This is a genomic window from Streptomyces sp. CC224B (genome assembly GCF_030010595.1).
In the GTDB taxonomy this organism is placed as follows: Bacteria; Actinomycetota; Actinomycetes; order Streptomycetales; family Streptomycetaceae; genus Streptomyces; species Streptomyces longispororuber.
Genome location: NZ_JASCXL010000038.1, coordinates 33,712 through 48,046 on the forward strand (window position 1 = coordinate 33,712; position 14,335 = coordinate 48,046).

The window sequence follows — 14,335 nt, forward strand, 5'->3', positions numbered from 1 at the left end:
AACGGGCCCCGACATCCGGGGTCGCGCGGGCCCCGCGCCCCCGGGAAACGGAGCGGAACAGGGGAAACGCGGCGCGGCCGCATAATGGAACGCATGCCTTCCGCTCTCCCCGACGGGGAACCCGTGCCCCAGGACGGGGCGCTTCCCCCCGCCGCCCTCGCGGGGACGGCACCGCTCGGCTTCTACCTGCACGTGCCGTACTGCGCCACCCGCTGCGGCTACTGCGACTTCAACACCTACACCGCCACCGAGCTGCGCGGCACCGGCGGCGTCCTCGCCTCCCGCGACAACTACGCCGACACCCTCGCCGAAGAGGTCCGCCTGGCCCGCAAGGTCCTCGGCGACGACCCGCGCCCGGTCCGGACCGTCTTCGTCGGCGGCGGCACGCCCACGCTGCTGGCCGCCGACGACCTGGTGCGGATGCTGCGCGCGATCCGGGACGAGTTCGGCCTCGCCGACGACGCGGAGATCACCACGGAGGCGAACCCGGAGTCCGTGGACCCGGCGTACCTCAGCACGCTGCGCGAGGGCGGCTTCAACCGGATCTCCTTCGGCATGCAGAGCGCCCGGCAGCACGTCCTGAAGGTCCTCGACCGCACGCACACCCCCGGCAGGCCCGAGGCCTGCGTCGCCGAGGCGCGCGCGGCGGGCTTCGACCACGTGAACCTGGACCTGATCTACGGCACCCCCGGCGAGAGCGACGACGACTGGCGGGCCTCCCTCGACGCGGCCGTCGGCGCCGGGCCCGACCACGTGTCGGCGTACGCCCTGATCGTCGAGGAGGGCACGCAGCTCGCCCGCCGCATCCGGCGCGGCGAGGTCCCCATGACGGACGACGACGAGCACGCCGACCGCTACCTGATCGCCGAGGAGACCCTCTCGGCCGCCGGGTTCCAGTGGTACGAGGTGTCGAACTGGGCCACCTCCGAGGCCGGCCGCTGCCTGCACAACGAGCTGTACTGGCGGGGCGCCGACTGGTGGGGCGCGGGCCCCGGCGCGCACAGCCACGTCGGGGGCGTGCGCTGGTGGAACGTGAAGCACCCCGGCGCGTACGCCGCCGCCCTCGCCCAGGGGCGTTCGCCCGGGGCCGGGCGGGAGGTCCTGGCGGACGAGGACCGGCGCGTCGAGCGGATCCTCCTGGAGCTGCGGCTGCGGGAGGGGTGCCCGCTGGGCCTCCTCAAAGAGCAGGGCCTGGCGGCGTCGCGCCGCGCTCTGGCGGACGGGCTGCTCGACCCGGGGCCGTACGAGGAGGGGCGGGCGGTGCTGACCCTGCGGGGGCGGTTGCTCGCGGACGCGGTGGTGCGGGACCTGGTGGACTGAGGGGGCTCTCCCACCCGCCCGCCCTCTCGGGGCTGCCGCCCCGGGGCCCGTGTTTCGGCTGGGGCTGCGCCCCTTTCCCCGCTCCATAGGCGCTCCGCGCCTCGTCCTCAAACGCCGGACGGGCTGAGTGCCCACTGGTCGTCCCGCCGTTGCTGATCGCCGGGTGGGCCGACGGTGGCTACGGGGCGGTCACGAAGTCGATCAGCTCCTCCACTCGACCCAGCAACGCCGGCTCCAGGTCCTTGTAGCTGCGCACCGAGCCCAGGATGTGCTGCCAGGCGGCGCCCGTGTTCTCCGGCCAGCCGAGGGCGCGGCACACCCCGGTCTTCCAGTCCTGGCCGCGTGGGACGCGGGGCCAGGACGCGATGCCCAGGGACGACGGCTTCACCGCCTCCCAGATGTCGATGTAGGGGTGGCCGACCACCAGCGCGTGCGGGCTGGAGACCTCCGCCGCGATGCGGAACTCCTTCGAGCCGGGCACCAGGTGGTCGACCAGGACCCCGAGGCGCGCGTCCGGCCCGGGGGAGAACTCGGCCACGATCGCGGGCAGGTCGTCGACGCCCTCCAGGTACTCGACGACGACGCCCTCGATGCGCAGGTCGTCGCCCCACACCTTCTCCACGAGTTCCGCGTCGTGGCGCCCCTCCACGTAGATGCGCCCGGCGCGCGCCACCCGCGCCCGCGCGCCCGGTACCGCGATCGAGCCGGACGCGGTGCGCGCGGGGCGCCGGGGCGCCGCGGCCGTCGGGCGGACGAGGGTGACGACCCTGCCCTCCAGGAGGAAGCCGCGCGGCACCATCGGGAAGACGCGGTGCTTGCCGAAGCGGTCCTCCAGGGTCACCGTCGGGCCCTCGGCGGTCTTCTCACAGCGGACCACGGCTCCGCAGAACCCGGTCCCCACCTCCTCCACCACCAGATCGGCCTCGGCGGGCACCTCCGGGACGGGGGCCGACTTCTTCCACGGGGGAGTGAGATCCGGGTTGTAGCTGCGCATTCGACAGACGGTAGGACATCGGGTGACGTTCCGTCACTCCACGGGGCGGGTGTCCCGTCGTGCAGGACCCGCGGGAGCCCCGGAACCGCCCGGCCCGGTGGCCCGGTGGGTCAGCCCGTGGCGAAGCGCCGCGCCAGTTCCTCCCGTTGGGCGCGGACGAACGCCGCGTCCACCGCCGCCCCGTGCCCCGGCACGTACACCGCGTCCTCGCCGCCCAGGGCGAGCAGCCGGTCGAGGGCGGCGGGCCACCGGCCCGGCACCGCGTCGGGTCCGGCCTGCGGCTCCCCGGACTCCTCGACGAGGTCGCCGCAGAAGACGACATCGGGCTCGCCGGGCACCAGGACCGCCAGATCGTGTCCGGTGTGCCCGGGGCCGGCGTTCGCGAGCAGCACCTGGACCCCGCCGAGGTCCAGCGTCCACTCGCCGCCCACCAGGTGCCGGGGGCGGACCAGCAGGTCGGCGGCCTCGGCGGCGGCGCGCCCGTCCAGGCCGTGCGCGACGGCGTCCGCGCGCAGCTCGTCGCGGCCCCGGTCGAGGACCGCGTCGACGCCGGCCGCGCCGAACACCTCGACCCCCGCGAACGCCGCCGCCCCCAGGACGTGGTCGAAGTGCGGGTGCGTCAGCGCGAGATGCGTCACGCGGCGGCCGCCACCGAGCAGCCGCCGGGCCTCGGCGCGCAGCTCCGCGCCCTCCCGCAGGCTGGACCCGGCCTCGATCATCAGCGCGGCGTCGTCGCCGGCGACCAGGCCGGCGGTGCAGTCCCAGACGGGCAGCCGCCGCCGTCCCACGCGGGGCGCGAGCCGTTCCCAGCCCGCCGTGCGCCAGTCCGGCGCCGGGGTGGCAGGTGCGTTCATACGGCGACGCTAACGCCCTCCGGGACGACGGGCAGCCGTTACCCCCGGCCACACGTGGGCATGACGACAGGGGTCGGCCCTTGCCGGGGCTATACCCACCGGCCGTACACTGGCTCGACGAAGGTTTGGCACTCGCATGTGGTGAGTGCCAGGGTGGGGCCGCCGCGGGGGCTCGGGACGAGGGACGACGCTGGAGGTGTGCGCGATGCTGAGTGAACGCAGGCTTGAGGTGCTGCGCGCCATCGTCCATGACTACGTCGGCACGCAGGAGCCCGTCGGCTCCAAGGCGCTCACCGAGCGTCACAGCCTGGGCGTCTCCCCGGCCACGGTCCGTAACGACATGGCGGCGCTGGAGGAGGAGGGGTTCATCGCCCAGCCGCACACCAGTGCCGGGCGCATCCCCACCGACAAGGGGTACCGGCTGTTCGTGGACAAGCTGGCGGGCGTCAAGCCGCTGAGCGCCCCCGAGCGCCGGGCGATCCAGAACTTCCTCGACGGCGCCGTCGACCTGGACGACGTCGTGGGCCGTACGGTGCGGCTGCTCGCGCAGCTCACCCGGCAGGTCGCGGTGGTGCAGTACCCGTCCCTGACGCGGTCGACGGTGCGCCACGTGGAGTTGCTGTCGCTCGCCCCGGCCCGGCTCATGCTGGTCCTGATCACGGACACGGGGCGGGTCGAGCAGCGCATGATCGACTGCCCGGCGCCGTTCGGTGAAACGTCTCTCGCGGACCTGCGCGCCCGGCTGAACAGCCGGGTCGCGGGCCGTCGTTTCACGGACGTGCCGCAGCTCGTTCAGGACCTGCCCGACTCCTTCGACAAGGAGGACCAGGCCACGGTGGCGACAGTCCTGTCCACCCTCCTCGAGACCCTGGTCGAGGAGAACGAGGAGCGGATGATGATCGGCGGCACCGCCAATCTCACCCGCTTCGGACATGACTTCCCTCTCACGATCCGGCCGGTCCTCGAGGCCCTGGAGGAACAGGTCGTCCTCCTCAAGTTGCTGGGCGAGGCCACGGATTCGGGCATGACCGTGAAGATCGGTCACGAGAACGCCCATGAGGGGCTCAGCTCCACGTCCGTGGTCTCCGTCGGCTACGGTTCGGGAGGCGAGGCAGTGGCCAAGCTCGGCGTGGTCGGACCGACCCGCATGGACTATCCGGGAACGATGGGAGCAGTACGCGCAGTGGCACGTTACGTCGGACAGATCCTGGCGGAGTCGTAAGTGGCCACGGACTACTACGCCGTACTCGGCGTGCGCCGCGACGCTTCCCAGGACGACATCAAGAAGGCCTTCCGGCGGCTCGCCCGCGAGCTGCACCCGGACGTCAACCCCGATCCGAAGACGCAAGAGCGCTTCAAAGAGATCAACGCCGCTTACGAGGTGCTCTCGGACCCGCAGAAGAAGCAGGTCTACGACCTCGGCGGTGACCCGCTGTCCCAGTCGGGCGGCGGCGGTGCGGGCGGTTTCGGAGCCGGTGGCTTCGGCAACTTCTCGGACATCATGGACGCGTTCTTCGGTACGGCGGCGCAGCGCGGGCCGCGCTCGCGCACCCGCCGCGGCCAGGACGCCATGATCCGCCTGGAGATCGACCTCGACGAGGCGGCCTTCGGCACGACCAAGGACATCCAGGTCGACACGGCCGTCGTCTGTACGACGTGCTCCGGCGAGGGCGCCGCGCCCGGCACCTCCGCGCAGACCTGTGACATGTGCCGGGGCCGCGGTGAGGTGTCCCAGGTCACGCGGTCCTTCCTGGGCCAGGTCATGACCTCGCGGCCGTGCCCGCAGTGCCAGGGCTTCGGCACCGTGGTGCCCAACCCCTGCCCGGAGTGCGCGGGCGACGGCCGCATCCGGTCCCGCCGGACGCTCACGGTGAAGATCCCGGCCGGTGTGGACAACGGCACGCGGATCCAGCTCGCGGGCGAGGGCGAGGTCGGCCCGGGCGGCGGCCCGGCGGGCGACCTGTACGTGGAGATCCACGAGCTCCCGCACCCCGTCTTCCAGCGGCGCGGCGACGACCTGCACTGCACCGTCACCATCCCGATGACAGCGGCGGCGCTCGGTACGAAGGTGCCGCTGGAGACGCTGGACGGGGTCGAGGAGGTCGACATCCGGCCGGGCACGCAGTCCGGGCAGTCGATCCCGCTGCACGGGCGGGGTGTCACCCACCTGCGCGGTGGGGGGCGCGGCGACCTGATCGTGCACGTGGAGGTCCTCACGCCCACGAAGCTCGACCCCGAGCAGGAGCGGCTGCTGCGCGAGCTGGCCAAGGCCCGCGGCGAGGAACGCCCCACGGGCCAGTTCCAGCCGGGCCAGCAGGGCCTCTTCTCCCGCCTGAAGGACGCGTTCAACGGGCGGTAGCGCCTCGAACGGGCGGGCCCCGGCTCTTGGGTGCGCAGCACTTGAGGGCCGGGGCCCGCCCTTGTCCCGGCAGACGGCGGTCAAGCGCTCCGCGTCGGGGCCGGGCGGGCGAAAGCCGGGGTGGTACGGGTGGGCGGGTGGGAAAGAATCCGGCCGCGGCAGCGGCAGGGAAGTACCCCGCACAAGGCGCCCCCGCCAGACGTGGCACGATGCCTCCCATGCCCTCCCCACCCCAAGCCCTCTGTCGCCACCCGATCGTGCAGGCCCCGATGGCGGGCGGCGCCTCGACACCGCGGCTCGCGGCGGCCGTCAGCGAGGCCGGGGGGCTCGGTTCGCTCGCGGCCGGGTACAAGACCGCCGACGGGATGTACCAGGAGATCAAGCAGGTCAGAAGCCTGACGTCGCGCCCCTTCGGGGTGAATCTCTTCATGCCGCAGCCGGAGTACGCCGACCCGGCCGCCGTCGAGGTGTACCGCAACCAGCTCGCCGGCGAGGCCACCTGGTACGAGACCGAGCTCGGCGACACCGACGTCAAGCGCGACGACGGCTACGAGGCCAAGCTGGCGATCCTGCGCGACGACCCGGTGCCCCTGGTGTCGTTCACGTTCGGCTGCCCGACGCGCAAGGAACTGCAGGCCCTCGCCCGGGTCGGCACCACGACCGTCGTCACGGTCACCACGCCCGAGGAGGCGCTCGCCGCGCAGGACGCCGGCGCCGACGCCGTGTGCGTACAGGGCGTCGAGGCGGGCGGCCACCAGGGCACGCACCGGGACAACCCGGAGACGGACCGGGCCGGGATCGGCCTGCTGAGCCTGCTCACGCAGGTGAGGGAGGCCGTACGGCTGCCCCTGATCGCCACCGGCGGCCTGATGCGGGGCGCGCAGATCGCCGCGGTGCTCGCCGCGGGCGCGGACCTCGCGCAGCTCGGCACGGCGTTCCTGGTCACCCCGGAGTCCGGCGCGCACGCCCTGCACAAGCAGGCCATGACCGACCCGCGGTTCGTCCGCACGGAGCTGACCCGCGCCTTCTCGGGCCGCCCCGCGCGCGGCCTCGTCAACCGCTTCCTGCGCGAGCACGGCCCGTACGCGCCCGCCGCCTACCCGCAGGTCCACTACCTGACGGCCGGCCTGCGCAAGGCGGCGGCCAAGGCCGGCGACCCGCAGGCCATGGCGCTGTGGGCGGGCCAGGGCCACCGCCTTGCGCGGGAGCTGCCCGCGGCCGAGCTGGTGGAGGTGCTCGTGGCCGAGCTCGACGCGGCGCGGTCCGCCCCGGCGGGGTCCGCCCCGGCCGGGCCCGACGAGGCCGGGCGCGGTGCGGACGGTGCGGCATGACGGCGCCGGTGTTCGTCGTCGACGGCTTCGCGGGCGCCGCGCCGGGACGTACGTACGTACTCGAAGGCCCCGAGGGGCGCCACGCGGTGTCCGTGAAGCGGCTGCGCGCCGGTGAGGACGTCGTGCTCACCGACGGCGCCGGGAGCTGGGCGCACGGCACGGTCGCCGGCACCGAGGGCAAGGACCGGCTGCTCGTCGCCCTCGACGGCGACGGCGTACGGGAAGAGGAACCGCAGAGCCCGCGGATCACCGTCGTCCAGGCCCTGCCCAAGGGGGACCGCGGGGAACTCGCCGTGGAGACCATGACGGAGACCGGCGTGGACGCGGTCGTGCCGTGGGCCGCCGCCCGCTGCATCACGCAGTGGAAGGGCGAGCGCGGCCTGAAGGCGCTCGGCAAGTGGCGGGCGACGGCCCGCGAGGCGGGCAAGCAGTCGCGCCGGGTCCGCTTCCCCGAGGTCGCCGAGCCCGCCACCACCAAGCAGGTCGCCGCGCTGCTCGCGGACGCCGACTTCGCGGGCGTCCTGCACGAGGAGGGCAGCGAGCCGCTGGCCACGGCGGAGCTGCCCGCTTCCGGGCACATCGTGCTCGTCGTGGGCCCGGAGGGCGGCGTGTCCCCCGAGGAGCTGAAGGTGTTCGCCGAGGCGGGCGCCCGGCCGTACCGCCTCGGCCGCAGCATCCTGCGTACGTCGACCGCGGGCACCGCGGCCACCGCCCTGCTCCTCGGCCGCACGGGCCGCTGGTCCTGACGGCGCCCGGCGGGGGCGCCGGGCCGGGGACCGGGGCGCTCGGACAGCGCCCCGCGCCCCGTATCCGGCGCCCCGCGCCCCCGTGCGCCGGGGCCCGCTGGACAGATGGCCGCAAGCGGTCTACCGCGGCGCCCTTACCGGTGGCACCCTGCCGCTCATGGGGGCTGTGAGGCGGTTACCGCGAACGGGCCAACTCCCGCGTGTGGCGGGCCGGTCGGCGAGACGGCGCGCCCTGGCGGCCGTGGCCGCCGCGGGGGCCGCCGGGCTCGCCCTGGTGGCCTGCGACCCCGTCGAGGGCGACATGAGCACCTCCGCCATCGCCGTCACCACCGACAAGACGGGCACCGCCGAACTGGAGCGGCAGCACCTCGACGTGGCCTGGCTCAACTGCACGGCGTCGTTCGTGAACAAGGGGGACGGCGCCGACGACCGCACCGCGAAGGACGAGCCGCGCGAGGCGGAGGTCGACTGCCAGGGCAAGTCCAAGGGCGACGACGGCGAGCAGGACATCACCGTCAAGGGCCGCGTCACCGAGGTCGTCAACGGGCGCTGCGTCCGCGGGAACCTGGTCGCGCGCGTCGAGGGGAAGGAGTGGTTCCGCGCCGACGTGCTCGGCAACTGCGCGGGCGGCGGCGGCAACGACGGCGACCACGGCGACGGCGACCACGGCAACGGCGACCACGGCAACGGGGACAACGGGGACGACGGCCATGACGACCCGCCCGTCACCCACGACCCCGACCCCGACCCGGAGGAGCCGGAGGAGCCCGCGCCCACCGCCACCGTCACCGTGACCGAGCGGCCGGACCCCACGTGCGACTGCTATCCGGGCAAGTGATCCAAAGCGGTGCCCCGGGCGCCTCCGCCTGCTTAGGCTGACGGTGTGACACAGCCTGCCTACCTCCGGTTTCCGCACCCGCACGGCGAGTTGATCGCCTTCACCGCCGAGGACGACGTCTGGGTCGCGCCTCTCGACGGCGGTCGCGCCTGGCGGGTCAGCGCCGACGACACGCCCGTCAGCCACCCGCGGATCTCCCCCGACGGCACCACCGTCGCGTGGACGTCGACCCGCGACGGGGCGCCCGAGGTGCACGTCGCGCCCGTCGACGGCGGCCCCTCCAGACGCCTGACGTACTGGGGCGGCTCCATGACGTCCGTCCGCGGCTGGACACCCGACGGGCGGGTCCTCGTGGTCGGCGCCCACGGCCAGGCCTCCTTCCGCCGCACCTGGGCGCACGCCGTCCCGCTCGACGGCGGGCCCGCCGAGAGGCTCCCGTACGGCGTCGTCGGCGGCGTCGCCCACGGCCCCGACGGCCAGGTCCTGCTGCTGTCCGCGCCGATGGGCCGCGAGGCCGCCTGGTGGAAGCGGTACCGCGGCGGCACCGCGGGCAAGCTGTGGATCGGCACGGCCCCCGGCACACAGCCCGAACCCGGTACGGAGCCCGCCCCCGGCAAGCAGCCCGAACCCGGCGCGAGGAAGCCCGAGCCCGGCACGGACCCCGGCGCGCAGGACGGCACGGACCCCGCCGACGGCCACCGCTTCGTCCGCCTCCACGCCGGCCTGGACGGCAACATCGAGTACCCCTTGTGGGTCGGCGGCCGCGTCGCCTTCCTCTCCGACCACGAGGGCGTCGGCGCGCTCTACTCCTCCCTGCCCGACGGCACGGACCTGCGCCGCCACACCCCGCTCGAAGGCTTCTACGCCCGGCACGCCGCCACCGACGGCACCCGGGTCGCGTACGCCTGCGCCGGTGAGCTGTGGCTCCTGGACGACTTGGCGGACGCCGCGCCGCGCCGCCTCGGCATACGGCTCGGCGGCCAGCGCGCCGACCTCCAGCCGCGCCCCGTCAACGCCGCCCGCTGGTTCGGGGCCGCCGCGCCCGACCACACCGGCCGCGGCAGCGCCGTCTCGGTGCGCGGCGCCGTGCACTGGGTCACCCACCGCGAGGGGCCCGCCCGCGCGCTCGCCGCCGCGCCCGGCGTACGGGCCCGGCTCCCGCGCACGTTCCGCGTGGACGGCGAGGAGCACGTGGTGTGGGTGACGGACGCCGAGGGCGACGACGCCCTGGAGTTCGCGCCCGCCACCGGCCTTGCCCCCGGCGCCACCCCGCGCCGCCTCGCCGCCGGGCAGCTCGGCCGCGTCCTCGCGCTCGCCGTGGCGCCCGACGGCAGCCGCGCCGCCGTCGCCTCCCACGACGGCCGGGTGCTGCTCGTGGAGCGCGAGAGCGGCGAGGTCCGCGAGGTCGACCGGGCCGAACACGGCGACGCCACCGGCCTGGTGTTCTCGCCGGACTCCGCGTGGCTCGCCTGGTCCCACCCCGGGCCGCGCCCGCTGCGCCAGCTCAAGCTCGCCAACACCGGCGACCTGTCGGTGTCGGAGGCCACCCAGCTCCGCTTCCGCGACTACAGCCCGGCGTTCACGCTCGACGGCAAGCACCTGGCCTTCCTGTCCGCGCGCGCCTTCGACCCCGTCTACGACGACCACGTCTTCGACCTCGCCTTCGTCGGCGGCGCCCGGCCGCACCTGCTCACCCTCGCGGCCACGACGCCCTCGCCGTTCGGGCCCCAGCGCCACGGCCGCGCCTTCGACTCCTCCGACGGGCCGCACGCCGAGACCCCCGACAGCGAGGGCTCCCCGGTCACCCGCATCGACCTCGACGGGCTCCCCGAGCGCGTCGTGCCGTTCCCCGTCGAGGCCGCCCGCTACAGCACGCTGCGGGCCGCCAAGGACGGCCTGCTGTGGCTGCGCCACCCGGTGCGCGGCGTGCTCGGCGCCTCCCGCGCCACCCCCTCGCGGCCCGAGCCGTGCTCGGCCCTGGAGCGCTACGACTTCGGCCAGCGCCGCGTGGAGGAACTCAGCGGCGACGCCGACCACTTCGCGGTCACCGGCGACGGCAAGCGCGTCCTGCTGTGGGCCGACGGCAAGTTCAAGGTGGTGCCCAGCGACCGGCGCGCCTCCGGCGACGAGGACAGCGACACGAACATCACCGTCGACCTCGGCCGGGTCCGCCAGGACGTCGACCCGGCCGCCGAGTGGCGGCAGATGTACGCCGAGGCGGGCCGGCTGATGCGGGACAACTTCTGGCGGCCCGACATGGGCGGCGTCGACTGGGACGGCGTCCTGGAGCGCTACCGGCCGGTCCTGGACCGCGTCGCCACCCACGACGACCTCGTCGACCTGCTCTGGGAGGTCCAGGGCGAACTGGGCACCTCGCACGCCTACGTGGTGCCGCGCGGCGCCCGCGGCAGCCGCCAGGGCCTGCTCGGCGCGGACCTCGCGCGCGGCGCGGACGGCCTGTGGCGGGTGGAGCGCGTGCTGCCCTCCGAGACCTCCGACCCGGCGGCCCTGTCCCCGCTCGCCGCGCCCGGTGTCGCCGTGCGCGCGGGCGACGCGATCCTCGCCGTGGGCGGGCGCCCCGTCGACCCCGTGACCGGGCCGGGCCCGCTGCTCGTCGGCACCGCGGGCAAGCCCGTGGAGCTGACCGTGTCCCCGGCGGGCGGCGGCGACCCCCGGCACGCGGTGGTGGTCCCCGTGGACGACGAGGAGCCGCTGCGCTACCACGCGTGGGTCGCCGACCGCCGCGCCTACGTCCACGAGCGCTCCGGTGGCCGCCTCGGCTACCTCCACGTGCCCGACATGCAGGCCCCCGGCTGGGCGCAGATCCACCGCGACCTGCGGATCGAGGTCGCCCGCGAGGGCCTGGTCGTGGACGTCCGGGAGAACCGCGGCGGGCACACCTCGCAGCTCGTCGTGGAGAAGCTGGCCCGGCGCATCGTCGGCTGGGACCTGCCGCGCGGCTCTGGCCCCAACAGCTACCCCGGGGACGCCCCGCGCGGGCCCGTCGTCGCCGTCGCCAACGAGTTCTCCGGCTCCGACGGCGACATCGTCAACGCGGCCATCAAGGCCCTCGGTATCGGCCCCGTCGTCGGCACCCGCACCTGGGGCGGTGTCGTCGGCATCGACAGCCGCTACCGCCTGGTCGACGGCACGCTCGTCACCCAGCCCAAGTACGCCTTCTGGCTGGAGGGTTTCGAGTGGGGCGTGGAGAACTACGGCGTCGAGCCGGACGTCGAGGTCGTCATGACCCCCGACGACCACGCGGCCGGACGGGACCCGCAGCTCGACGAGGCCGTCCGGATCGCGCTCGCCGCGCTCGCCGAGAACCCGGCCCGCACGGCCCCGCCGCTGCCCTGAGCGCTACCGCCGCCCTGAGCGATACCGCCCCGGCGGTCAGGAACGGGCGGATAGCATGCCGACGTACGCAAACATGATCAGGAGGCTGGAGCATGGCGGGCGAACCGCAGGACGACTGCTTGTTCTGCAAGATTGTCGCGAAGGAGGTCCCGGCGACGATCGTGCGCGAGACGGAGACCACCCTCGCCTTCCGGGACATCAACCCCCAGGCGCCGACGCACGTCCTGGTGATCCCCAAGGCGCACTACGCCGACGCCGCGGCCCTCGCCGCCGGTGACCCGGCCGCCGCCGCGGACGTGCTGCGCGAGGCGGGCGAGGTCGCCGCCGAGGAGGGCGCGGACAGCTACCGCATCGTCTTCAACACCGGCGCCGGCGCCGGGCAGACCGTGTTCCACACGCACGCGCACGTCCTGGGCGGCCGCGGCCTCCAGTGGCCGCCCGGATAGCTGCCACGAGCCACCGTGTCCGTACGTGAACTGGTGGTGCTCGGCACCGCGAGCCAGGTGCCGACCCGGCACCGCAACCACAACGGGTACGTCCTGCTGTGGGACGGCGAGGGCATCCTGTTCGACCCCGGCGAGGGCACGCAGCGGCAGATGCTGCGTGCCTCCGTCGCCGCGCACGACCTGCACCGCATCTGCGTCACGCACTTCCACGGGGACCACTCCCTCGGCCTCGCGGGTGTCATCCAGCGCATCAACCTGGACCGCGTGCCGCACCCCGTGACCGCCCACTACCCGGCCTCCGGCGAGCACTTCTTCGACCGCCTGCGGTACGCGACCGCCTACCGCGAGACGGTCCGGCTCGGCCAGGTCCCGGTGGCCGCCGACGGCGTCCTGGCCAGCACGCCGTCGTACCGCCTGGAGGCGGCGAAGCTCTCCCACCCCGTGGAGTCCTACGGCTACCGCCTCGTCGAGCCCGACGGGCGGCGCATGCTGCCCCGGCTCCTCGCCGAGCGCGGCATCGCCGGGCCCGACGTCGGCGTGCTGCAACGCGAGGGCAGCCTGCGCGGGGTCACGCTCGACGAGGTGAGCGAGGTGCGGCGCGGCCAGCGCTTCGCCTTCGTGATGGACACCCGCCTGTGCGACGGCGTGCACGCGCTGGCCGAGGGCTGCGACATGCTCGTCATCGAGTCCACGTTCCTCGACGAGGACGGCGGGCTCGCCGCCGACCACGGCCACCTGACCGCCGGGCAGGCCGCCGGGGTGGCCCGGGACGCGGGCGTGCGCCACCTCGTCCTCACCCACTTCAGCCAGCGCTACGCCGATCCCGACGCCTTCGCGCGGCAGGCGCGCGCCGCCGGCTTCACGGGCGAGCTGACGGTGGCGCGCGACCTGATGCGCGTCCCCGTGCCCAAGCGCAGCCCCTGACCCACCGCCCCGGAGCTCCCGGAAACTTCCGGAAGCTCCCAAGCTCCCTGAAGCTCCACGAAGAGAAAAGCACCACATGCCCCTCCCCAAGGCCGAACTGCACCTGCACATCGAAGGCACCCTGGAGCCCGAACTCGCCTTCGCCCTCGCCGCCCGCAACGGCGTCACCCTCCCGTACGCCGACACCGACGCCCTGCGCGAGGCCTACCGCTTCCAGGACCTCCAGTCCTTCCTCGACCTGTACTACGGCCTCATGGCCGTGCTGCGCACGGAGGCCGACTTCGAGGAGCTCGCCGACGCGTACCTGGCCCGGGCCGCGGCCCAGGGCGTGCGCCACGCCGAGATCTTCTTCGACCCCCAGGCCCACACCGCGCGCGGGGTGGACATCGGCACCGTCGTCGAAGGCCTCGGCAGGGCGCTCGACGGCGCCCGCGAGCGCCACGGCGTCACCACCCGCCTCATCATGTGCTTCCTGCGCGACCAGTCCGCCGAGTCGGCCCTGGAGACGCTGGAGGCCGCCAAGCCGCACCTCCACCGCATCACCGGCGTCGGCCTCGACTCGGCGGAAGTCGGCCACCCGCCGCGCAAGTTCGCCGCCGTGTACGAGGCGGCCGCCGCCCTCGGCCTGCGCCGGGTCGCCCACGCGGGCGAGGAGGGGCCCGCCGACTACGTCCGCGAGGCCCTGGACGTCCTGGGCGTCGAGCGCGTCGACCACGGGCTGCGGTGCGTGGAGGACCCCGGCCTGGTGGCCCGGCTCGTCCGCGACCGCGTCCCGCTGACGCTGTGCCCGCTGTCCAACGTCCGGCTGCGCGCCGTGGACGTCCTGGAGGAGCACCCGCTGCCGCGGATGATGGACGCGGGGCTGCTGTGCACCGTCAACTCCGACGACCCCGCGTACTTCGGCGGGTACGTCGAGGACAACTTCGCGGCGGTGCGCCGGGCGCTGGGCCTGGGGGAGGAGCGGCTGCGGGAGCTGGCGCGGAACTCCTTCGAGGCGGCGTTCCTGGACGACGACGAGGCCCTGCGGGCCGCGTACCTGGCCGAGGTGGACGCCTACACGTTCCCGTGACGGCCTGCACCAGCCGTACGCGCCCCGCCTGATACGGAGCCTGATACGGACGGCGTCTCCGCGGGCGCCCACCGCGTGGACACCGCCCCGACGGGGG

Annotated in this window: 12 protein-coding genes; 10 read left to right on the plus strand and 2 right to left on the minus strand. The window is 74.7% G+C overall.

Annotated elements, in window-relative coordinates; translation table 11 throughout:
- Positions 1 to 93 precede the first annotated feature (93 nt).
- Positions 94 to 1,320, plus strand: a complete 1,227-nt coding sequence (hemW, locus tag QK440_RS17215; RefSeq protein ID WP_282793986.1) for a radical SAM family heme chaperone HemW — start codon at positions 94 to 96, stop codon at positions 1,318 to 1,320.
- Between the two features lie 178 nt (positions 1,321 to 1,498).
- Here the strand turns inward: hemW and QK440_RS17220 are convergent, their stop codons facing one another.
- Both QK440_RS17220 and QK440_RS17225 read right to left on the minus strand, forming a co-directional pair.
- On the minus strand, positions 1,499 to 2,314 hold the full coding sequence (locus QK440_RS17220) for a DUF3097 domain-containing protein (protein WP_282793987.1): 816 nt from the start codon (positions 2,312 to 2,314) through the stop codon (positions 1,499 to 1,501).
- A gap of 110 nt (positions 2,315 to 2,424) precedes the next feature.
- Positions 2,425 to 3,168 (minus strand): MBL fold metallo-hydrolase, encoded by a 744-nt coding sequence (locus QK440_RS17225; protein ID WP_282793988.1) that lies wholly within the window; start codon positions 3,166 to 3,168, stop codon positions 2,425 to 2,427.
- A gap of 205 nt (positions 3,169 to 3,373) precedes the next feature.
- Here QK440_RS17225 and hrcA point away from each other — a divergent pair, with 205 nt between their 5' ends.
- From hrcA to QK440_RS17270, 9 genes are all read left to right on the plus strand, one after another.
- Complete coding sequence (gene hrcA / locus QK440_RS17230; protein ID WP_282793989.1) at positions 3,374 to 4,390, plus strand: heat-inducible transcriptional repressor HrcA; 1,017 nt, start codon at positions 3,374 to 3,376, stop codon at positions 4,388 to 4,390.
- The gene (dnaJ, locus tag QK440_RS17235; RefSeq protein ID WP_282793990.1) at positions 4,391 to 5,527 is read left to right on the plus strand and encodes a molecular chaperone DnaJ; all 1,137 of its coding nucleotides are present in this window, start codon (positions 4,391 to 4,393) and stop codon (positions 5,525 to 5,527) included.
- A gap of 218 nt (positions 5,528 to 5,745) precedes the next feature.
- Positions 5,746 to 6,858: a nitronate monooxygenase gene (locus QK440_RS17240; protein ID WP_282793991.1), complete on the plus strand. Its 1,113-nt coding sequence runs from the start codon at positions 5,746 to 5,748 to the stop codon at positions 6,856 to 6,858.
- Complete coding sequence (locus QK440_RS17245; RefSeq protein ID WP_282793992.1) at positions 6,855 to 7,604, plus strand: 16S rRNA (uracil(1498)-N(3))-methyltransferase; 750 nt, start codon at positions 6,855 to 6,857, stop codon at positions 7,602 to 7,604. Before QK440_RS17240 ends, QK440_RS17245 begins: the two co-directional genes overlap by 4 nt.
- Positions 7,605 to 7,845: 241 nt before the next feature.
- Positions 7,846 to 8,442: a hypothetical protein gene (locus tag QK440_RS17250; RefSeq protein WP_282793993.1), complete on the plus strand. Its 597-nt coding sequence runs from the start codon at positions 7,846 to 7,848 to the stop codon at positions 8,440 to 8,442.
- 45 nt (positions 8,443 to 8,487) lie between these two features.
- Positions 8,488 to 11,799, plus strand: coding sequence for a S41 family peptidase (locus QK440_RS17255; protein WP_282793994.1), 3,312 nt, complete (start codon positions 8,488 to 8,490; stop codon positions 11,797 to 11,799).
- Positions 11,800 to 11,891: 92 nt separating this feature from the next.
- Positions 11,892 to 12,245 (plus strand): histidine triad nucleotide-binding protein, encoded by a 354-nt coding sequence (locus QK440_RS17260; protein ID WP_282793995.1) that lies wholly within the window; start codon positions 11,892 to 11,894, stop codon positions 12,243 to 12,245.
- A 15-nt stretch (positions 12,246 to 12,260) separates the two neighbouring features.
- Positions 12,261 to 13,169 carry a ribonuclease Z gene (locus tag QK440_RS17265; RefSeq protein ID WP_282793996.1) on the plus strand — a complete coding sequence of 303 codons (909 nt, stop codon included), beginning with the start codon at positions 12,261 to 12,263 and terminating at the stop codon, positions 13,167 to 13,169.
- A 76-nt stretch (positions 13,170 to 13,245) separates the two neighbouring features.
- Positions 13,246 to 14,238, plus strand: a complete 993-nt coding sequence (locus QK440_RS17270; protein WP_282793997.1) for an adenosine deaminase — start codon at positions 13,246 to 13,248, stop codon at positions 14,236 to 14,238.
- The last annotated feature ends 97 nt before the right edge of the window (positions 14,239 to 14,335 follow it).

What these genes read in the sequence shown, in the direction of transcription:
- QK440_RS17220 (WP_282793987.1), bottom strand. Translation starts at nt 2,314, where the DNA reads ATGCGCAGCTACAACCCGGATCTCACTCCCCCGTGGAAGAAGTCGGCC.
- hrcA (WP_282793989.1), top strand. Translation starts at nt 3,374, where the DNA reads ATGCTGAGTGAACGCAGGCTTGAGGTGCTGCGCGCCATCGTCCATGAC.
- QK440_RS17245 (WP_282793992.1), top strand. Translation starts at nt 6,855, where the DNA reads ATGACGGCGCCGGTGTTCGTCGTCGACGGCTTCGCGGGCGCCGCGCCG.
- QK440_RS17225 (WP_282793988.1), bottom strand. Translation starts at nt 3,168, where the DNA reads ATGAACGCACCTGCCACCCCGGCGCCGGACTGGCGCACGGCGGGCTGG.
- QK440_RS17260 (WP_282793995.1), top strand. Translation starts at nt 11,892, where the DNA reads ATGGCGGGCGAACCGCAGGACGACTGCTTGTTCTGCAAGATTGTCGCG.
- hemW (WP_282793986.1), top strand. Translation starts at nt 94, where the DNA reads ATGCCTTCCGCTCTCCCCGACGGGGAACCCGTGCCCCAGGACGGGGCG.
- QK440_RS17240 (WP_282793991.1), top strand. Translation starts at nt 5,746, where the DNA reads ATGCCCTCCCCACCCCAAGCCCTCTGTCGCCACCCGATCGTGCAGGCC.
- QK440_RS17270 (WP_282793997.1), top strand. Translation starts at nt 13,246, where the DNA reads ATGCCCCTCCCCAAGGCCGAACTGCACCTGCACATCGAAGGCACCCTG.